Annotated in this window: 18 protein-coding genes; 7 read left to right on the top strand and 11 right to left on the bottom strand. The window is 33.9% G+C overall.

All coding sequences use genetic code 11. The features are described 5' to 3' along the window. Positions 1-19: 19 nt before the first annotated feature. On the bottom strand, positions 20-622 hold the full coding sequence (locus BSF42_RS15035) for a lipoprotein signal peptidase (RefSeq protein ID WP_095953905.1): 603 nt from the start codon (positions 620-622) through the stop codon (positions 20-22). 120 nt (positions 623-742) lie between these two features. Further along, positions 743-958, bottom strand: coding sequence for a hypothetical protein (locus BSF42_RS15030; RefSeq protein WP_095953904.1), 216 nt, complete (start codon positions 956-958; stop codon positions 743-745). 181 nt (positions 959-1,139) lie between these two features. Between BSF42_RS15030 and BSF42_RS15025 the strand changes: the two genes are divergently transcribed. Together BSF42_RS15025 and BSF42_RS15020 are read left to right on the top strand one after the other, a co-directional pair. Continuing rightward, positions 1,140-1,496, top strand: a complete 357-nt coding sequence (locus BSF42_RS15025) for a roadblock/LC7 domain-containing protein (protein WP_091494460.1) — start codon at positions 1,140-1,142, stop codon at positions 1,494-1,496. A 32-nt stretch (positions 1,497-1,528) separates the two neighbouring features. Further along, a complete protein-coding gene (locus tag BSF42_RS15020) occupies positions 1,529-1,909 on the top strand; it encodes a hypothetical protein (RefSeq protein ID WP_095953903.1) in 381 nt (126 codons plus the stop codon). Positions 1,910-2,149: 240 nt separating this feature from the next. On the opposite strand, the gene BSF42_RS15015 is transcribed toward BSF42_RS15020, so the two are convergent. The 5 genes from BSF42_RS15015 to gdhA all read right to left on the bottom strand — a co-directional run bounded on the left by BSF42_RS15015 (position 2,150) and on the right by gdhA (position 10,632). Further along, entirely contained in the window at positions 2,150-2,530 is a 381-nt protein-coding gene (locus tag BSF42_RS15015; protein WP_095953902.1) for a TraR/DksA C4-type zinc finger protein, read from the bottom strand. A 7-nt stretch (positions 2,531-2,537) separates the two neighbouring features. Further along, a complete protein-coding gene (ileS, locus tag BSF42_RS15010; protein WP_095953901.1) occupies positions 2,538-5,939 on the bottom strand; it encodes an isoleucine--tRNA ligase in 3,402 nt (1,133 codons plus the stop codon). 130 nt (positions 5,940-6,069) lie between these two features. Next, positions 6,070-6,783, bottom strand: a complete 714-nt coding sequence (gene recO / locus BSF42_RS15005; protein ID WP_095953900.1) for a DNA repair protein RecO — start codon at positions 6,781-6,783, stop codon at positions 6,070-6,072. A 96-nt stretch (positions 6,784-6,879) separates the two neighbouring features. Further along, positions 6,880-9,162 carry an ABC transporter substrate-binding protein gene (locus BSF42_RS15000; protein ID WP_095953899.1) on the bottom strand — a complete coding sequence of 761 codons (2,283 nt, stop codon included), beginning with the start codon at positions 9,160-9,162 and terminating at the stop codon, positions 6,880-6,882. Between the two features lie 126 nt (positions 9,163-9,288). After that, the gene (gene gdhA / locus BSF42_RS14995; RefSeq protein WP_095953898.1) at positions 9,289-10,632 is read right to left on the bottom strand and encodes an NADP-specific glutamate dehydrogenase; all 1,344 of its coding nucleotides are present in this window, start codon (positions 10,630-10,632) and stop codon (positions 9,289-9,291) included. Between the two features lie 322 nt (positions 10,633-10,954). Here gdhA and BSF42_RS14985 point away from each other — a divergent pair, with 322 nt between their 5' ends. Then, positions 10,955-11,749 (top strand): glutamate dehydrogenase, encoded by a 795-nt coding sequence (locus BSF42_RS14985; protein WP_095953896.1) that lies wholly within the window; start codon positions 10,955-10,957, stop codon positions 11,747-11,749. An 85-nt stretch (positions 11,750-11,834) separates the two neighbouring features. On the opposite strand, the gene BSF42_RS14980 is transcribed toward BSF42_RS14985, so the two are convergent. Continuing rightward, positions 11,835-12,977 (bottom strand): cystathionine gamma-synthase, encoded by a 1,143-nt coding sequence (locus tag BSF42_RS14980; protein WP_095953895.1) that lies wholly within the window; start codon positions 12,975-12,977, stop codon positions 11,835-11,837. Between the two features lie 104 nt (positions 12,978-13,081). Between BSF42_RS14980 and BSF42_RS14975 the strand changes: the two genes are divergently transcribed. Then, on the top strand, positions 13,082-13,825 hold the full coding sequence (locus tag BSF42_RS14975; protein ID WP_095953894.1) for a DUF3298 and DUF4163 domain-containing protein: 744 nt from the start codon (positions 13,082-13,084) through the stop codon (positions 13,823-13,825). 230 nt (positions 13,826-14,055) lie between these two features. Here BSF42_RS14975 and BSF42_RS14970 read toward each other — a convergent pair whose 3' ends face one another. The 3 genes from BSF42_RS14970 to BSF42_RS14960 all read right to left on the bottom strand — a co-directional run bounded on the left by BSF42_RS14970 (position 14,056) and on the right by BSF42_RS14960 (position 17,158). Beyond that, entirely contained in the window at positions 14,056-15,201 is a 1,146-nt protein-coding gene (locus tag BSF42_RS14970) for an ATP-binding protein (RefSeq protein ID WP_095953893.1), read from the bottom strand. Between the two features lie 123 nt (positions 15,202-15,324). Beyond that, positions 15,325-16,083, bottom strand: a complete 759-nt coding sequence (locus tag BSF42_RS14965) for an SDR family NAD(P)-dependent oxidoreductase (protein ID WP_095953892.1) — start codon at positions 16,081-16,083, stop codon at positions 15,325-15,327. Positions 16,084-16,282: 199 nt separating this feature from the next. Continuing rightward, positions 16,283-17,158 (bottom strand): aldo/keto reductase family oxidoreductase, encoded by an 876-nt coding sequence (locus tag BSF42_RS14960; protein ID WP_095953891.1) that lies wholly within the window; start codon positions 17,156-17,158, stop codon positions 16,283-16,285. 213 nt (positions 17,159-17,371) lie between these two features. Here BSF42_RS14960 and BSF42_RS14955 point away from each other — a divergent pair, with 213 nt between their 5' ends. The 3 genes from BSF42_RS14955 (at position 17,372) to BSF42_RS14945 (ending at position 19,748) form a co-directional block, all read left to right on the top strand. After that, on the top strand, positions 17,372-18,376 hold the full coding sequence (locus tag BSF42_RS14955) for a MoxR family ATPase (protein ID WP_095953890.1): 1,005 nt from the start codon (positions 17,372-17,374) through the stop codon (positions 18,374-18,376). Positions 18,377-18,453: 77 nt separating this feature from the next. Next, entirely contained in the window at positions 18,454-19,317 is an 864-nt protein-coding gene (locus BSF42_RS14950) for a DUF58 domain-containing protein (RefSeq protein ID WP_095953889.1), read from the top strand. 74 nt (positions 19,318-19,391) lie between these two features. After that, positions 19,392-19,748, top strand: a complete 357-nt coding sequence (locus tag BSF42_RS14945) for a four helix bundle protein (protein ID WP_095953888.1) — start codon at positions 19,392-19,394, stop codon at positions 19,746-19,748. Positions 19,749-19,835 lie beyond the last annotated feature (87 nt).

The following is a 19,835-nucleotide window of genomic DNA, read 5'->3' as shown; positions in this document are numbered from 1 at the left end:
ATTGTATTTTTAAAAATAATTAATGTTTTGGAAACGCTCTTTTATTGAAAACCAAAAGTATACCTACGCCTGTAGAAATTGCCATATCGGCAACGTTAAAAATAGCATTAAAAAAAGCAAAGTGTTTTCCACCGAAAAAGGGAAGCCAAGTTGGAAGATTTCCTTCCCAAATAGGAAAATAAAACATATCCACCACTAAACCATGAAACCAAGTTCCGTACGGAACTGGCGAAAAAATTGTTGCCAAATTATGAGTACTGTCATCAAAAATAACTCCGTAAAAAACAGAATCAATTATATTTCCTGCCGCTCCAGCAAAGATTAAAGCAATAGCCACTATCAAATATGTAGAATGACGCTTCTTTATGGAGTCAGAAAGCCACCAGCCAATTCCGAAAACAGCAAAAATTCTAAAAACGGTTAAAATCAATTTTCCGTATTCTCCAGGTATTTTTGTTCCCCAAGCCATACCTTCATTTTCAATAAAATGAATTTTGAACCACTCAGCCCCCATCACTTTTACTTCTTCTCCAAGAATAAAATTTGTTTTGACATAGATTTTAGAAAGCTGATCAACAATTAAAACTAAAAATATAAGGAAGTACGCTTTTCGTAATGACATTTTCTGATTTTTTGATGGGCAAAAATAACAATTAAATCAAAAAAAACGCTCCTTATGGAACGTTAATTGTTTTGTAATAAACTGCAGAAAGTTTATCTGCCACTTTAAACCCATGAAAGTTTACTTTTTCACAGGCACTTTTGCGGGTGTTTTTGGACTGTCGGAGAAAAAATCTGAAATCGATTTGAATATTCCTTTGCTCTCTTTTCCGGCAGCAAGCTTTTTCGCTTCGCCCTTTTTTACATCTGCTTTAAACTTGATACGCAGTTTTTCAAAATCTTTCATTCTGCGCTCTACGTCAGAGTTTACTTCTTTGAATTTCAATACTTTACCCATAATGTAAGTTTTTTACAGTAAATAATTTAAATTATTAATGATTTGGTATTACAATGATACATAAATTAATTTATATTTGTTAATTAAAATTAACACTTGTTTAGGATGATTCGCTATTAATTTCTCAAACAAATACCAAAATGAACTGAATTTAACATTCTTCCCAAAATCCTACAAAATCATGAATGAAATTACAACTACCTTAAATGACTTTCTTGTCAGCACAAAATCGACCGCAGCATTAATCTTAAACGGAAAAGGAAAACTAATCACTTCCTTAAACCTAGACTACGGAGACAGTATTGCCGCAATGAGTGCCGCAATTTTATCAATGAGCGAAAAGTTCTTAATTGACTTAGAAAAAGGCTCATTAAAACAACTATATTTAAAAAGTGCAGAAGGCGTTATTGTTGGAAACAAAATTAGCGGCTCTAATTTTATTGTTGCTTTTTCGAAAGAAGGAAGCAATCTTGCATTATTGATGCGCTCAACAGAAGAAGTATCTGCTGAATTAAGCAAAAATTCCCTACTGAAATAACATAAATCTATTAACAAACAAACCCACAAACTATGAGTAATGATTTTTTAAACGTGTTTTTAAATGAAATGAAAACAAACGTAAACGGCTTTATCGCTGTCGCTGTAACAGAAATTGAATCTGGATTAAGCTTTGGAAATTTAACAATCGATCCAGGTTTTGACCCAGAACTTGCAGCGGCTTATAACTTAGAAGTTGTAAAAGCCAAATTAAATGCGGTAAAAGCCTTAAACCTCAACCAAGACATCGAAGATATTTTGATTACTTTATCGAATCAAATCCACATTATCGATATTTCTCCGAACAAAAAATTTATGATCTACCTTGCTGCAGATGCTTCAAAAGCAAACCTAGGTATGACTAGAGCCATTTTAAGAAAGCACAAAGCTGAAGTTGAAAAAAACCTAGCATAAAAAATTACTCCATTGTAGAACTGTCTCTTAACGAGACGGTTCTATTTTTTTCTTTCGCGGCCCCAAATCGACTGCCTTTTTTATTCTTACAAAAAATCAGTCCTTGTTTTGGAAGTGTTTCTTTAAAAAATAATCCATTTCTTTCAAATCAAAAACAAGTCCTTACTTAGACTAATTCTAAAACATTAAACAAAAAAAACGCCCCTGAAAGGAGCGCTTATTTTTTTATTTCAGTGAATTTTATCTTTGTAAATTTTTAGCCTCGATACTCATTGTTGCATGAGGAACGATTTTAAGCCTTTCTTTGCCAATCAATTTACCTGTTACTTTGCAGATACCGTATGTTTTGTTTTCTACACGGAAAAGCGCGTTTTTTAAATCACGAATGAATTTCTCTTGTCTGATAGCCAACTGAGAGTTTGCTTCTTTTGACATTGTTTCACTTCCTTCTTCAAAAGCTTTAAAAGTTGGAGAAGTATCGTCTGTTCCGTTATTCAAATCGTTCATATAAGCACTCTTGATTAAATCAAGATCTGCCTGCGCTTTTTGTATTTTTGCTTGGATTATCTCTTTGAACTCTGCTAAATCTGCGTCAGAGTATCTTGTAATTTCATCTATCATTTTATAATTATTTTGAAATTAATATCATTGTTTTAATATCATCAAACTCAATTTCTGTGCCGTTTTCTAAAGCGTCTACAAAAACCAAGTCGTCTGTTAGTGTTTCAGACTTAATATAGTCTTCATTTTTTGAAACGGCTTCTTCTAAATTACCGTCTCTTTTAATTTGTACTTTAATTTTATCAGTAACTTCAAATCCTGAATCTTTACGGATATTCTGAATTCTGTTTACCAACTCTCTCGCAATACCTTCATTTTTTAATTCTTCAGATATTGTAATGTCAAGCGCAACTGTAATTCCGTTTGAATTAGCAACCAGCCAACCTTCAATATCCTGTGATGTTATCTCGACGTCTTCTAATGATAAAGTTACATTATTTCCAGAAATAACAATATCTAACGTTCCCTGTTTATCCAACTGATTGATCTGATCTACAGAAAAAGCCTGTATTTCCTTAGAAATCAGCCCCATATCCTTCCCGAAACGTGGTCCAAGAGCTTTAAAATTAGGCTTAATCTGCTTCACCAAAATACCTGAAGCATCGTCTAAAAGTTCAATTTCTTTAACGTTTACTTCGGCTTTTACAAGGTCAGATATCGCTTCAATTTCAGCTCTCTGATTCTCGTCAAGTACTGGAATCATTACCTTTTGCAGAGGTTGTCGTACTTTAATCATCTCCTTTTTACGCAATGATAAAACCAAAGATGAGATCGTCTGCGCCTTCTGCATTTTGCTTTCCAACGTTTTATTAACAAAGTTTTCGACAAATTTTGGGAATTCAGCCAAGTGAACACTAGCAAAATCCTCAGTTCCCGTAGAAGCTGTTAAATCTCGGTACAATTTATCCATAAAAAAAGGAGCTACAGGAGCGCTTAATTTACTGATCGTTAACAAACAAGTATAAAGCGTCTGGTAAGCTGCAATTTTATCTTTAGCATATTCCCCTTTCCAGAAACGACGGCGGCATAAACGAACGTACCAGTTACTTAAGTTTTCCTGAACGAAGTCAGAAATGGCTCTTGTTGCTTTTGTCGGCTCGTAATCTTCATAACATTCATCAACAAATTTGATTAAAGAATGTAATTCAGAAATAATCCATTGATCAATTTCAGGTCTTTCGTTTAATGGAATTTCTGCTTCAGCGTATTTGAATCCGTCGATATTCGCATATAACGAAAAGAATGAATAGGTGTTGTATAAAGTTCCAAAGAATTTACGACGCACCTCAGCAATTCCTTCAAGGTCAAACTTCAAGTTGTCCCACGGATTTGCATTCATGATCATATACCAGCGCGTGGCATCTGGACCGTATTCTTCAATAGTTTTAAACGGGTCAATCGTATTTCCTTTACTCTTAGACATTTTGATTCCGTTTTTATCCAGAACCAGACCGTTTGAAACTACGTTTTTATAAGCTACTTTATCAAAAACCAAAGTTCCGATAGCGTGTAACGTATAAAACCATCCACGAGTTTGATCTACTCCTTCTGCAATAAAATTCGCAGGAAAATCTTTATTCTCGTCGATTTTATCTTTGTTTTCAAAAGGATAATGCCATTGTGCATACGGCATTGCTCCCGAATCGAACCAAACGTCAATTAAATCGCTTTCGCGTTTCATTGGCTGGCCAGAAGCTGAAACCAAAGTAATTTGATCAACTACATTTTTGTGCAAATCAATTAAATCATAATTTGATTCAGACATGTTTCCGATTTCGAAACCTTTGAACGGATTTTCTTTTTGAAAACCAGCTTCGATAGATTTCTCAATAGCATTGTACAATTCTTCAACAGAGCCGATAAGAATTTCTTCTTTTTTATCTTCTGTTCTCCAGATTGGCAACGGAATTCCCCAATATCTAGAACGAGATAAATTCCAGTCGTTGGCATTTTTAAGCCAGTTTCCAAAACGTCCCTCACCAGTAGATTTAGGTTTCCAGTTGATAGTTTCGTTCAGGTCGAACATTCTATCTTTTACATCGGTTACTTTAATGAACCAAGAATCTAGTGGATAATATAATAACGGCTCATCAGTTCTCCAGCTGTGTGGGTAACTGTGCACGTATTTCTCAACCTTAAAGGCTTTATTTTCTTCTTTTAATCGAATTGCAATTTCAACATCCACAGATTTCTCTGGTGCCTGCCCTGCCTCGTAATATTCGTTTTTAACGTATTTGCCTGCTAAATCACCTAAGTGAGCAGTAAATTTTCCTTGTAAATCAACCAATGGAACTGCATTTTCTTCTTCATCCAAAACCAACATTGGCGGTACTTCTGGTTTTGCTTCTTTTGCTACTTTAGCATCATCTGCACCAAAAGTAGGCGCTGTATGTACAATTCCTGTTCCGTCTTCTGTCGTAACGAAATCTCCTGCAATTACTCTAAATGCATTTTCAGCATTTTGATATGGTAAAACATAAGGCAATAATTGTTCGTAACGGATCTCAACTAAATCAGCTCCTTTTGCTTCTGCTAAAATTTTGTACGGCAGTTTTTTATCTCCGTTTTTAACATTGTCAAAATCAGCATCATCTTCGCTTAAGAAAAACCCTTTTCCGAATTGTTTTCCAACTAAGTTTTTAGCCAAAACAACATTAACTGGCTCAAAAGTATATTGATTGAATGTTTTTACTAAAACGTAATCGATTTTTGGTCCAACTGTTAAAGCTGTATTCGAGGGTAATGTCCAGGGAGTTGTTGTCCAGGCCAAGATATGAACATCTCCAAAACCTTGTAAAAAGCTTGGCAAAGTTTCTGGCAAAGTTTTGAATTGCGCTACGATCGTAGTATCTGTAACATCTCTGTAAGCTCCTGGCTGATTTACTTCGTGAGAAGATAATCCAGTTCCTGCTTTTGGAGAATAGGGTTGAATCGTATAACCTTTGTACAACAAACCTTTATCGTAGATTTGTTTCAAAAGCCACCAAACAGATTCCATGTATTTTGGTTTATAAGTAACATATGGATCTTCCATATCAACCCAATATCCCATTTTTTCGGTCAAATCATTCCATACATCCGTATAACGCATAACTGTTTTTTTACACGCTTCGTTATATTCTTCGATGGAAATGGTTTTTCCAATATCTTCTTTTGTAATTCCAAGTTCTTTTTCGGTACCCAATTCTACAGGTAAACCGTGAGTATCCCAACCCGCTTTTCTTTTTACCTGAAAACCTTTTTGAGTTTTATATCTGCAAAAAATATCTTTAATCGCACGCGCCATTACGTGGTGAATTCCTGGTAATCCGTTTGCTGAAGGCGGACCTTCAAAAAACACGAAAGGCTCAGCACCTTCGCGAGTTGTTACACTCTTTTCAAATATATTTTCTTTCTTCCAAAAATCAAGAACTTCAGACGCTGCAGCTGGCAGGTCAAGTCCTTTGTATTCAGTAAATTTTGTGCTCATTTTATCCTTTTCTTAAACGAGGTGCGAAAGTAAGGAATTTTGAGGAAAATAGATAAAAGATGACAGAAAAAAGACTAATATCTGGAAATATATAATAGATTTTTCAACAAATATTGGTCTTTTGCATGATTTAAGAGAAAACTTCTTTTAAAATATCTAAAGATTTAGGCTTTTTAAATCCATCTAAGTGCAGACTGTAATAATCAATCAGGATTTTAAGCAGTATTTGTCTTTCTAAAACATGAAAGACTTTTTGATCATTATCAAATCTTAAATCCAATAATTTTTTAAATAAATTGGTTTCATGTTCAGAGAGCACAGTTCCATTTTGAAAAAGCGTAAAAACGCCTTCATTCATTTCAAAAAATGGCAGATCTCTTTCTGAAAGATCGGGATAAAAACCAAGGTATTTGGTAATTTCTAACAACATGATTAAATGGAAATTAGAAATTTCATCATGATGATCCAGCCAAGTTAAGGCCGTTTCTAAAAAAACAAAAAGCGGCTCGTTTTTTTCTTCTTCCTGAATAGAATAATGAAGCATTTCTGAAAGAAACATCACCATTGTACCTTTTATAATATCTGTGTGAATACTCTGAAATGGAACAGCGCTTTTAATTTCTTTAAAGTTTTCCAGCGTACCTTTATTTTTATGAACGGCTTCAATTTCTAAAATCGAAAAAGGCTGAAAATACGCAATCTTCTGACTTGCTTTTTTACTTGAGAAAGCATCGCGCACAAAATAAGATTTCAATCCGCTTGAGAGCGTAAAACATTTTACGATCAAGCTTTTCTCCTGAAATTTTAAAGAGGAAATTACTATGGCTTTGGTTTTGACTAACAATTTTAGATTTTAGATTTTAGATTTTAGATTTTTTGAATACTAAAATCTGATGTCATTTTTAAACTGAATACCGAAAACTGAGACTGCGACTGCATATTATCGAATAATCATTATTTTTTTAACTTTGGTTTCACCGCCGTCTTGTGCCGAAATAAACACCATATAAACGCCCGAAGCTACTTTATATTTACCAAAAGCCGTTGTATCCCACTCTATTGTTCCGCCTGAGGATGTTATTTCATAAACCAGATTTCCTTCGATATCTGTGATTTTCACATTGGCTTTATCTATTAATCCGGCAACTTTTACGGTTCCTGTATAAGTTGGACGAACTGGATTTGGATACACATAAACGTTATTCAAATTATCATTTGCTCCAGTTGCGATTCCGTTAAAGGAAACCATTCCTTTATTAGTCACAATAAAAACTTCGCCGGTTTTGCTGTTTACTTTTACATCGTTTACATAATTACTTGGCAGAGGAGAATTATTTATTGTAAAATGATATTTGGTTTCCTGTCCATTTGGAGAAACCATAAAAACACCAGAATCTGCCGTTCCTATCCATTTATTGTTTGCTCCATCAACAGCAATTGAAGTAATAAACTGTTCGTAAAGTAATTCCTGTGCAAGATCATCTTCCTGAATAATTATTGCATTTGCTTTCAGCTGACTTTCCGATTGAAAGTTTGCTACATTAGACAAAACCCTTAAACCTTTTGTGGTTCCAATCCAAAGCTGGTTTTTTGTATCCAGCGCTATCGTTCTAACATCTGCAATTGGCAGATTCCCAACATCGGTACCAAAAGTCATTTTTTTAAATGTGTTAGTTGTTTCATTAAAACCAACAACTCCATCTCTATTTGTTCCAATCCATTTTACATTGTTTCGATCCACAACTATACTTGAGTAACTGACATTTTCTGCATTATCAAAAATGGAAGTCATAGAATAACTTCCCCATTGTCCATTTGTTTTTAAAACTTTCAGCCCGTTTTTGATTCGGCTGTTCGTTATCCAAAGATTGCTGTTTTTATCAAAGGCATTTGCATTTATACGCACATCGATATAATCTGCACCTGCATTTGTAATAGATTCTAAACCACTGTTTAATTCGTTATATAAAAAATTGGGCACTTCGTTTTCAATCTTTAACAATCCAGAAAAAAATGAACTTGCATAAACTTGTTTTTCGTTGTTTGGATTTACAAGAATTCTGGTAATTGATTTCGCATCATAAACTTCAGAATATGGAATATTTAACCAGCCCGAAGTATTATACCTGCTGAGTCCGTAACTATCTAAAGGATAAGGATCATAAGAAGTATCATAATTTCCATAAACTGCCCACAAAGTATTTGGAGTTACATCTATAGAAAAAATATTATTTCGTACTGGTCCTGATGGCGTATTATTTTGAAAGACAGCAGCAGTATTAAGGGTAGAAAAAAACAATCCTTTTTCTTTGGTTCCAATATAAACCTGATCTCCAACTGTAGTTGCGCAGCTAAAATTCAAAGTGTTATCTAAAACCTGAGAATTAGTAATCTGTCGATTTAAAACCATTTGATTACTATACACATACACCGTATTTGCTATGGTAACAAATAAATTATGATTCTTGGCCCTCATATCGACAGCCGCTTGCGGTAATTGTGTAAAACCGATAAAAGTATTCGAATTAAAGCGATGAATATATCCTGTATCATTTACTGCGATCAATTCTGTATCTAAAGCCTCAACAGCAGACCAACTTCCTGTATTTACAACACTCCATTGATTATAATCAATCAAATTAGCATTTGTACTATCCGCTTTTCTGATACCGTTTGAAGTGGCAGCAAAAATAAATCCGTTAAAAAAAGTGGTTTGCTTTACGCTAATTTCAGCTCCATTATCACCTACAAAATAAGTATCGCCAAACTGAGAAGTATTCAAATTAAACTGTACAATTCCGAAATCACAAGAAACATAGACTAAACCGTTATGCTCCATAAAATGATTAATCTTTTTAATATTTGCTGGCAGCTGTTTATTAATGATATCTACTTTTTTTAAGATGCTTCCATCAGTTTCGTTGACTAGAATTATTAAACCATTTTCGTAACCGATTATTGTTTTTTTAAATGCTTCGCTGTAATAAACTGCAGAAATAGTCTGACCAGAAAGTCCATCGACAGTCGTTGTCGTTTTTAAAATGTTTGTCGTAGTGTTTTTTGAAAACAAAGCATTTTCTGAAGCTGCAAAAACAGTTATTGAAGACTCTGAAACATCCTTTATTTCATTAAATGAAAAATACCCCTGCCAAGACGATTTATTCTGTGCCTGGCAAAACTGAATTAGTGCTAAAAACAAAAAGCAGAAAAGTATCTTCTTCATCATATATGTATTCGAATAGACAAATATACTACAAACGAGATTATTTAATTTTGGTGCAAATAAAAAATGCCTCCGATTTATCTTGATAAAGACAATCGAAGGCATTTTAACATTGCAATTAAATTTTTAAACTACACCTTGCGCAAGCATAGCGTCGGCAACTTTAACAAATCCGGCAATGTTCGCTCCTTTTACATAGTTAACATATCCGTCTTCTTCTGCACCGTATTTTTTACATTGGTTGTGAATTCCAACCATAATATCTTTCAAACGTAAATCAACTTCTTCGCTAGTCCAGTTTAAACGGATAGAGTTTTGAGTCATTTCCAATCCAGAAGCTGCAACACCACCTGCGTTTGCTGCTTTTCCTGGAGCAAATAACACTTTATTATCTAAGAAAAGTTTAATAGCATCTAATGTAGAAGGCATATTTGCAGCTTCTGTTACACATAAAACACCATTATCAATTAATTTTTGAGCATCTTCTCCGTTTAATTCATTTTGAGTAGCACATGGAATCGCGATATCTACTTTTACTTCCCAAGGGCTTTTTCCTTTATGGAAAACAGCATTTGGATATTTCTCTAAATATCTTTCGGCTCTGTTATCGCCAGTTGCTCTCATTTCGACCATATGATCGATTTTTTCTCCAGAAATTCCTTCTTCATCATAAATATAACCATCAGGACCAGAAATTGTAACTACTTTTCCTCCAAGTTCATTTACTTTTAAAGCCACTCCCCAAGCAACATTTCCGAATCCAGAAATAGCAACTCGTTTACCTTTTACTTCATGACCAATTGTACGTAACATTTGATCTGTAAAATAAACTACTCCATATCCTGTAGCTTCAGGTCTAATTAACGAACCTCCGTAAGCCAAACCTTTTCCAGTTAAAACTCCAGTAAATTCATTTCTAATTCTTTTATATTGACCAAACAAATATCCAATTTCTCTTGCTCCAACTCCAATATCTCCAGCAGGAACGTCAAGATCTGGTCCAATATGACGGCATAATTCTGTCATGAAAGACTGGCAGAAACGCATAATTTCTCCATCAGATTTTCCTTCTGGATCAAAATCAGAACCACCTTTTCCACCTCCCATAGGAAGTGTTGTCAAACTGTTTTTAAATACTTGTTCGAAAGCTAAAAATTTCAAAACAGATAAATTTACCGAATGATGAAATCTAATTCCACCTTTATAAGGTCCGATAGCAGAGTTCATTTGAATTCTAAAACCTCTATTTACAATAATTTCACCGTTATCATCTACCCACGGAACTCTAAAAATTATAGAACGTTCTGGTTCAGCTATTCTTAAAAGTAAATTTTTTCCATCGTATTTTTTACGCTCAGCAATAAATGGAATAACTGTTTCTGCAAATTCTCTTACCGCTTGAAGAAACTCTGGTTCGTTTGGATTTTTTGACTCAATAAGAGCCATAAATTCATTTATTTTTTGTTCCATATTTGAAATAAATTTTCAGATAATTTGATTTAATTTTTCCGTTTTCTGATCCAATTTTGAGTTTAAGAAAACGTTTTCGTTTTAACACACAAAGATATATCAAATTCTGATTCGCTGTTATATTTTTCACTTTTTTGAATCGATTTGTGTTTTTTTCAAACAATACAAAAAAACACATTTTACATGTAGGTGTTTACACGCAAATTACCCTTTAAAAGTTATCAAATTAAGTATTTTGCTACTTATTTTTCAATAGAACGTTTTAATATTTTGAATCGATTAGGTTTTTTATATATTTGCCGAGATTTGTAAGCCCTAAAAAATGTCTAAACACCTATTTATCACATTATTTGCCTTGTTAGGCATATCAACTGTTACATCAGCGCAAGCAGGCCTAGCTCAAGAGATAGGAATATACGCAGGACCCGTTACTTTACAGTCTGATTTTGGCCAAAGAAATAATTTTGACACAAATGCTGGAAACTCTGGATTTGGCATTGGAGTTATGCACTTTATCAACTTTTCGGCAAATAATAATAGAGAAAGTTTCTTTACTGAACATTTTAAAGTGAGATCAGATTTATCTTTTAGCAGAACCACTTTAAAGCATTTCGGAAAATGGGTTGAATACAAACCAGACGGAGTATTTGCGCAACAATTAAAAAACATGCATGCAAGTTCTACTATACTGGGTCTTGGAGCTCAAATCGAATTTTCTCCTTTCATGAAAATACATGACTTCGAAAACACAATTGGTAGTTTCAGTCCGTATGGAAGTGTAGGTTTCCAGGTTAGTTATTATTCTACTAAAGTAGGATCTCGTTTGGGAGACATTACTCTTCCTAATGTTACACCAGGAAAATACTTAACTCCATCTGACGGACGTGCACATGGATTTTCTTCTGAATCTGGTGTAGTTTTATCAGCAACAGCAGCAGTTGGAGTACATTATAAATTAACTACAATGAGTGATTTAATGTTTGAAACTCGTTTTCAAATGTATAGCTCAGATTGGATTGATGGATTGAACCCAAACAAAGATATTTACACAGAAAACAAATCTAATGACTGGCAGGTTTGGTTTAACTTTGGATATATACATTATTTGGAATTCTAGAAATATTTAAAATCCCGATAAAGAAAATCCCAAATTCCAAAATTTAGTAAAATTGGAATTTGGGATTTTTATTTTGAAATTTCTTTTAAGCTAATGCCTGTTCTAAATCGGCAATTAAATCATCAGCATCTTCAATTCCTACGCTTAATCGAACTAAATCATCAGTAATACCAACTTCTGCTCTTTTATCTGCCGGAATTGACGCGTGTGTCATTAATGCCGGATGATTGGCTAATGATTCTACGCCGCCAAGAGATTCTGCCAATGTAAATACTTTTAATTTCTCTAAGAAAGTAATAGAATCTTCCTTTTTACCCGATTTAAAATCAAAAGAAACCATTCCGCCAAAAGCTTTCATTTGCTTTTTAGCAATTTCATGAAATGGATGACTTTCTAAACCTGGATAATAAACCGTTTTTATTTTCGGATGATTACTTAAGTATTCTACCACTTTCTCTCCATTCTCACAATGTCTTTGAACTCTTAAAGCCAAAGTTTTTATTCCTCTTAAAACCAAGAAACTGTCCATTGGCCCAAGAGTTGCTCCTGTTGCAAACTGCTGAAAATGCAATTGCTCTCCGAGTGCTTCATCTTTTACAATTAAAGCTCCCGCAATAACATCAGAATGTCCTCCTAAATATTTCGTTGCCGAATGCATTACAATGTCAGCACCTAAATCTAATGGTTTCTGTAAATATGGTGTTGCAAAAGTATTGTCTACCGCAAGAAGAATTTTCTTTGCTTGTGTAATTTTTGCTATTTCCTGAATATCGGCCAATTTCATCAACGGATTTGTCGGCGTTTCAACCCAGATTAATTTAGTGTTTTCATTGATCAGACTGTTCAATTTTTCAATATTGGTCATATCAACAAAATGAAATTTAATTCCCGAATCTTTATAAACACGAGCAAACATTCTATATGTTCCTCCGTATAAATCATCCATTGCAATAATTTCATCCCCAGCTTTAAAAGATCGTAAAACACAATCTGTTGCAGCAAGTCCAGATGAAAATGCCAATCCGCGAGTTCCGTTTTCTATACTTGCCAAAGCTTCTTCTAAAGCGGTACGAGTTGGGTTTGATGCCCTGCTGTATTCATAATCACCTAAAGGCTTTCCTGGACTGGTTTGAACAAACGTTGAAGTTTGATATACTGGCGGCATAACTGCTCCTGTAGATGGATCATGGTGCTGTCCTCCATGTATAACTTTTGTATTAAATTTCATATAGTTATAAGTTTTAAATCTATAATTGTTGTACAAATTTACCGCTTAATTTATTTTATCGGGACACAACTTCTTACCTTTGTATATAATTAACACTTTTTGATATGAAAAATTACATATTTATAATCTTTTTGTGTTTGATTTTTACAAGTTGCAAAAAAGAGCTTTCATTTGAAAATGAAACGTTTGAAGAAAAATCTACTATTCCGTGCAAAAATGAATGTCCGGAAATCACAATAGAAGTTCCAGTTGCCAAAAATATTAAAGTAATATCAGACAGCATCAACAAGAAAGTTTTCTCCGTAATAAAAGAGATTGTTTTTTTTGGCGAAGATTCAACAAAAGTCAATGACTACAAATCATTGTCTAAGTCATTTATTGTGTCTTATGACGAAATGCATGAGAAATTTCCAAACGATACTTTTGGCTGGGAAGCAAAAATAATTGGTAATGTCGAATTTCAATCGGAGCACATTTTAAATCTCAAACTAGATCATTATACCTTTACAGGAGGCGCGCATGGTTATCAAGGTTATCGTTCTTTATTATTTAATCCGAAAACTGGAAAGGCTGTTTTCAATAACCAATTATTTAAAAACGAAAAAGATTTTAAGGCTTTCGCCGAAAAGACATTCCGAGCAAAATATAAAATCCCAGAAAACGCGAATATTAATGCAACAGGTTTGATGTTTGAAAATGATAAATTCCAACTGCCTCAAAATATTTTTTATACCTCTCAAGGTTTGCTTCTGTATTACAACTCATACGAAGCAGCTTCTTATGCAGACGGCCCAAAAGAACTTTTATTCCCTTATAGTGAAGTAAATAAATATTTGAATTTTCAATAAAAAAAGGGGTTTATACGGATTTTGCAACAGAATATTTGTAGATATGCTGGATGTAGACGCACTGCAGTGCGTCTCTACAAAAACCTTTGTCGCTTTGAACCTCTGAACCTTTGCGACTTCAATACGTTTCTACAAAAAACCTTTGTCGCTTTGAACCTCTGAACCTTTGCAACTTCAATACGTTTCTACAAGAAACCTTTGTCGCTTTGAACCTCTGAACCTTTGTAACTTTACTGAACATCATACTTCATCTTACGCAAAATCCGCAATGCTTCTTTAAAAGAGGAATAAATATGTTTATAAGGCTTGAGAAGCAATTTTGCATCAATTAATTTTTGTCTGGCATCTTCAAATCCATTCAAATAACAAATCATAAAAGTCGAAGGCAGATTTTCTAAGTCTTTTAATTCACGCTCAGATAAAGTAATTTCTTTTTGAAGTTTCGCCAGCAAAGCCATATTGGCGTTATAAATATGGTACAACATTTTTCGATTAAATTCTGGCGGCTGAAAAAGTATTTGTCGGTCTATTTTATAATAACCGTTATCAAAGAAATGAATAGTTTGTTCTTCGAGCGGATAATAACTCGTTTTATCATTCAAACCTAAAGGAACATATTCTGTAATGGTAAAAGTATCATCATTATATTCGATAGTAACAACATCTTGCGCAGAATAAAAAAGTTTAATTTGTTCATTGATTAATTCAATGTCTACGCGAGAAAGGAAAGTTTTATCCCGCATTGTTTTTGGAACTCCTGCCCAGCAGATTACAAACAATTCTTTGAAAACAAAATATTTCGGAGACATATCTTTATGCCTGAAATTCATAAAATCTATAACGCCGTCTAAAGTATATTGTATGCTGTTTCGAGAACTATTTTCTATACCAATTACGGTTTCTGTATTCTGATAGCTTTTTTCGACTTCTTCGCTATTATCCAGCGGAATCGAATTACTGCCGCGCCTTATAAAAACACTATTAGCAAGAATCGTATGGATTCCTTTTTTAAAATAAGAGACTTTGCTTTTTGGTTTTATAGTAACGAGACCAATTACTTTGTCTTTGGGAAGATTTGGAAAAGGGACATTTTCGTATTGAATTTTTGGCGGATTTTCTAAAAAAGCATTTACCAGATTCTGAATTCGGCTGTCATCAAAAAAATCATCGCCTACAATTTCGTTATCCTGATCTTCTACTCCAACAACGATATAAGAATTATTGTTTGGGTTGGAATTGGATAACGCGCAAATGTGTTTTAAAAACTTACCTTTTCCTTCGCGGGAATGAAGATTCAACTGCCTTTTTTTATCATAAAAACTGCTTTCATCATTGTGAGCAAGTAAATTCTTTATCAAAAGGCGCTTATTGATCATAGTCTAGTTTTTTTGTCGCTAATTGCACTAATTTACATTAATTAAAAACTCGTAATCATTTTAATTGCATTCCATAACTTTAAAACGTAAAAAAGACGCACTACTGTGCGTCTTTATAATAATTTATAACATATTTTTCTTGACGATCGTGGAAGACGCCTGTGCCGTACTCATTACCATCAAATCTGCAATATTTACATGATACGGTCTTGAAACCACAAAATGAATGATATCGGCAATATCTTCTGCCTGAAGCGGATCAAATCCTTTGTAAACATTGGCCGCTCTTTCGACATCTCCTTTAAAACGAACTTCGCTGAATTCAGTCGCTACCATTCCAGGATGAATGCCTCCAACCCTGATTCCAAATGGATTTAAATCGATTCGCATTCCAGCCGTAATCGCATCAACCGCATGTTTTGTTCCGCAATACACATTTCCATTCGGATAAACTTCTTTTGCCGCAGTCGAACCAATATTAATAATATGACCTGATTGTCTTTCAACCATCTGCGGAATTACAGCTTTTGAAACATATAAAAGTCCTTTTACATTAATATCAATCATCGCATCCCAATCGTCTACATCTCCCGTTTGAATAGGATCTAAACCATGAGCATTTCCTGCGTTATTAATTAAAACGTCTATTACTGCAAAATCATTTGGCAAAGAACTTATTTTTTGCAAAACATCTTCTTTATCACGAACATCAAAAGCTAGAGAATGTACTTCTGTAAAAGCCGAAAGTTCTTTTTCTAGTTCTTCTAAGCGATCTTTACGTCTGCCGCAGAGAATAATTTTATAGTTATTTTTCGCCAGTATCTGCGCGGTTGCTTTTCCTATTCCGCTTGTGGCGCCAGTAATTAAAACTGTTTTTTTCATCTTTAGGTTATGTTTTGGTACGCGGATGACACGGATTTACTTCGTAAAGACACGGATAATTACGGATTTTTCTCTTACTAATTAAAAAAAATCTGTGCAAATCTGCGTTTTTACGAAGTAAATCCGCTTCATCTGCGTTCTATTTTTGCAAATTATAGTTTTAACTGAATACTAAAAACTGTAAACTGAACACTAAAAATTAAGGCACATCATCGCCCATACTTTCTGTCCAAATCGCAAACCAATCTTCTGTATCCATGTCCAATTCAATTGCTTTTGATAAAGATTGAATTCTAGCAACATTCACAGTACCTGCAATTGGAATTATTTTTGCAGGATGTTTTAAAATCCATGATAATAAAAGTGTGTCCGCACCTAAATGGTATTTTTCTAATAAAGTCGAAAACAGTTTTTTCAAACGGCGAGTTTGCTTTGTATCTTCTCTAAAAACAGTTCCAAGCGGATTCCATGATAACGGACGAATTCCGTGTGTCTGCATATAATCTAAGCTGCCATCTAACATTGGTTCAAAATGTGTAGCCGAAAATTGTACTTGATTATAACTTACCTCTGTTTTCTGGCGAATTAATTCAGTTTGTGAACTAGTGAAATTGGAAAGCCCAAAATCAATAATTTTTCCTTCGCCTTTTAATTTCTCAACAGCTTCTGCAATTTCATCTGCCTGCATTAACGGGCTTGGCCTATGTAACAAAAAAACATCTACATAATCTGTTTTTAATTTTTTCAAAGATTCTTCAACCGACTTAACAATATAGTCTTTCGAATAATTGTAATGTTTGATTTTGTTTTCTGGGCGTTTTTCAGCAATCATCTGAATACCGCATTTGGTAATTAATTGTAATTTTTCACGATCGATTTTACTGGCGTGAAAGGCTTTTCCAAAATCGGCTTCGGTCGTATACGATCCGTAAATATCCGCGTGATCAAAAGTCGTAATTTTGTTTTCGATACTCACTTGTATCATGTTTTCCATTTCTTTAGTTGTAAGGTTTTTATCCCAAACTCCCCAATTCATAGTGCCTGAAATTATAGGCGATAAGACAGTTTTGCTCATAATAGTTATGCGTTATTTTTGGTAATAATTATGCTTTAATAAAACATAATCATCAAAGTTCTTAAAAATATAAAAATAGATTCACAATTAGTCCTTAAAATTAAGGCATTGGTCGAAGTTTTAACCATTCTTTAACATCTTACTTCTTAAAAAATATTCAATTTGCACTCTCAAAAAACAGGCGTACAAATCAAGGTTTTTAAAAATATTTATATGGAAGAAAATACAACGACTTTAGACATTAGAGCGATTAATGAAAAAATTGAAAGAGAAAGTGCTTTTATAGACCTTCTTACAATGGAAATGAACAAAGTTATTGTGGGCCAGAAACATATGGTCGAGCGTTTATTAATTGGACTGCTTGGACAAGGGCATATTTTACTGGAAGGAGTTCCAGGTCTTGCAAAAACTTTGGCTATAAATACATTATCTCAAGCGGTTCAAGGTTCTTTCAGCCGTATCCAGTTTACGCCGGATTTATTACCTGCCGACGTTGTCGGAACCATGATTTACAATATTAAGGCAAACGAATTCTCTATTAAAAAGGGACCAATTTTTGCCAATTTCGTACTTGCCGATGAGATTAACCGTGCGCCGGCAAAGGTTCAGTCAGCATTATTAGAGGCGATGCAGGAAAAACAAGTTACAATTGGCGACACTACTTTTAAATTAGATCGTCCGTTTTTAGTTTTGGCAACACAAAATCCAGTTGAGCAAGAAGGAACATACCAATTACCTGAAGCACAAGTTGACCGTTTCATGTTGAAAACAGTAATTGACTACCCAAAAATTGATGAAGAGCGTTTTGTAATTCGTCAAAATTTAAAAGGATCTTACGAAAAAGTAAATCCGGTAGTTTCTGTTGACCAGATTTTACGTGCTCAAGAAGCAGTTCGTGAAGTTTATATGGACGAAAAAATTGAAAAATACATCTTAGATATTATTTTCGCAACGCGTTACCCAGAAAAATACAAATTAGCCGATTTAAAACCGCTTATCAGTTTTGGAGCTTCTCCTCGTGGAAGTATCAATTTGGCTAATGCAGCAAAATGTTATGCTTTTATCAAACGCCGCGGTTACGTAATTCCAGAAGACGTTCGTGCAGTTGTGCATGATGTTTTACGTCACAGAGTTGGAATCACTTATGAAGCAGAAGCAGAAAATATTACTTCTGTAGACATTATCAACAAAATCGTAAACGAGATTGAGGTACCTTAAAAATAGTTTTCAGTTTTCAGTCACAGTAAACACATTACAATAACTGCGACTGAAAACTGCGACTGAAAACTAAAGAAATGGATACAAAAGAGCTTTTAAAAAAAGTACGAAAAATAGAAATCAAGACCAAAAGATTGAGCAATCATATCTTTTCGGGAGAATACCACTCTTCATTTAAAGGACGAGGAATGACGTTTAGCGAGGTGCGTCAATACCAATACGGAGATGATATTCGTAACATCGATTGGAATGTGACCGCACGCTACAATGAAGCTCACGTTAAAGTATTTGAAGAAGAACGCGAATTAACTATGGTTTTAATGGTTGATATTTCGGGTTCTGAATCTTTTGGTTCTAAAAATCAATTTAAAAAAGACATCGTCACCGAAATTGCGGCAACGATGGCTTTTTCGGCTACACAGAATAATGACAAAATTGGTTTAATATTATTTTCTGATACAATAGAATTATATATTCCTCCAAAAAAAGGACGCTCGCACGTACTTCGCATTATTCGTGAATTGATCGAATTTGAACCAAAAAGCCAGAAAACAGACATTGCACAAGCTTTGAAGTTTTTATCTGGAACCCAAAAAAAGAAAGCCATTATTTTTATGATTTCCGATTTTATGTCTGATTCTTATGAGCATACTTTAAAAATTGCTTCTAAAAAACATGACATAACAGGTGTTCGAGTATATGATATCCGCGAAGAAAGAATTCCAAATTTAGGAATGGTGCCAATGCTGGATGCCGAAACTGGGAAAATACAATTGGTTGATACGGGTTCAAAAACAGTCCGCTCTAATTATGAGAAACATTATCAAGATAAATTGAATTATTTTAAAGATACATTTCGTAAATCTGGAGCAGGAATTGTCAACACCAGAGTTGACGAAAATTATGTAACTAAACTGTTAGGCTATTTCAAATCGAGATAAGTATTTTTGATTTTTGATTAACGATTTTTGATTTATGATGTGTGTGATTTGAGATTAAAGGGAGTATTTAAGAAATGACCAAACAAGAATTAGAAAATAGATTGATTGATTTTGCAGCAACAATTATAATTATAGCAAGTAAGTTTGAGAAAAATTATGCCGGAAATCATTTGTCAGGACAGATAATTCGATCGGGAACATCGCCGGCGCTAAATTACGGTGAAGCGCAAAGTGCAGAAAGTAAAAAAGATTTTATTCATAAAATGGGAATTTGTCTGAAAGAATTAAGAGAAACATTTGTCTGTTTGAAAATAATAGAAAAAGCAAATTTATCAACAGACAGAGAAAGTTTAATGCAGGTAAAAATAGAAGCAAATCAATTAATTTCCATTTTTGTGTCCAGCATTAAAACATCAAAAAATAATTCATAAAAATTAAAGATTACAATTTTAGAAAACTATTGACAATCCTGGGGAAAATCAAAAATCGAAAATCGTTAATCTTCAATCATAAATCAA

Origin of the sequence: Flavobacterium sp. ACN6, assembly GCF_002304005.1 — a bacterium.
GTDB lineage: Bacteria > Bacteroidota > Bacteroidia > Flavobacteriales > Flavobacteriaceae > Flavobacterium.
The sequence above is the reverse complement of the archived record's forward strand: the minus strand, read 5'-3'. Positions and strand labels throughout refer to the sequence as shown.

Coding starts and splice junctions, on each gene's coding strand:
- BSF42_RS15035 (WP_095953905.1), bottom strand. CDS start 622: ATGTCATTACGAAAAGCGTACTTCCTTATATTTTTAGTTTTAATTGTT.
- BSF42_RS15030 (WP_095953904.1), bottom strand. CDS start 958: ATGGGTAAAGTATTGAAATTCAAAGAAGTAAACTCTGACGTAGAGCGC.
- BSF42_RS15025 (WP_091494460.1), top strand. CDS start 1,140: ATGAATGAAATTACAACTACCTTAAATGACTTTCTTGTCAGCACAAAA.
- BSF42_RS15020 (WP_095953903.1), top strand. CDS start 1,529: ATGAGTAATGATTTTTTAAACGTGTTTTTAAATGAAATGAAAACAAAC.
- BSF42_RS15015 (WP_095953902.1), bottom strand. CDS start 2,530: ATGATAGATGAAATTACAAGATACTCTGACGCAGATTTAGCAGAGTTC.
- ileS (WP_095953901.1), bottom strand. CDS start 5,939: ATGAGCACAAAATTTACTGAATACAAAGGACTTGACCTGCCAGCTGCA.
- BSF42_RS15000 (WP_095953899.1), bottom strand. CDS start 9,162: ATGAAGAAGATACTTTTCTGCTTTTTGTTTTTAGCACTAATTCAGTTT.
- gdhA (WP_095953898.1), bottom strand. CDS start 10,632: ATGGAACAAAAAATAAATGAATTTATGGCTCTTATTGAGTCAAAAAAT.
- BSF42_RS14985 (WP_095953896.1), top strand. CDS start 10,955: ATGTCTAAACACCTATTTATCACATTATTTGCCTTGTTAGGCATATCA.
- BSF42_RS14980 (WP_095953895.1), bottom strand. CDS start 12,977: ATGAAATTTAATACAAAAGTTATACATGGAGGACAGCACCATGATCCA.
- BSF42_RS14975 (WP_095953894.1), top strand. CDS start 13,082: ATGAAAAATTACATATTTATAATCTTTTTGTGTTTGATTTTTACAAGT.
- BSF42_RS14970 (WP_095953893.1), bottom strand. CDS start 15,201: ATGATCAATAAGCGCCTTTTGATAAAGAATTTACTTGCTCACAATGAT.
- BSF42_RS14965 (WP_095953892.1), bottom strand. CDS start 16,083: ATGAAAAAAACAGTTTTAATTACTGGCGCCACAAGCGGAATAGGAAAA.
- BSF42_RS14960 (WP_095953891.1), bottom strand. CDS start 17,158: ATGAGCAAAACTGTCTTATCGCCTATAATTTCAGGCACTATGAATTGG.
- BSF42_RS14955 (WP_095953890.1), top strand. CDS start 17,372: ATGGAAGAAAATACAACGACTTTAGACATTAGAGCGATTAATGAAAAA.
- BSF42_RS14950 (WP_095953889.1), top strand. CDS start 18,454: ATGGATACAAAAGAGCTTTTAAAAAAAGTACGAAAAATAGAAATCAAG.
- BSF42_RS14945 (WP_095953888.1), top strand. CDS start 19,392: ATGACCAAACAAGAATTAGAAAATAGATTGATTGATTTTGCAGCAACA.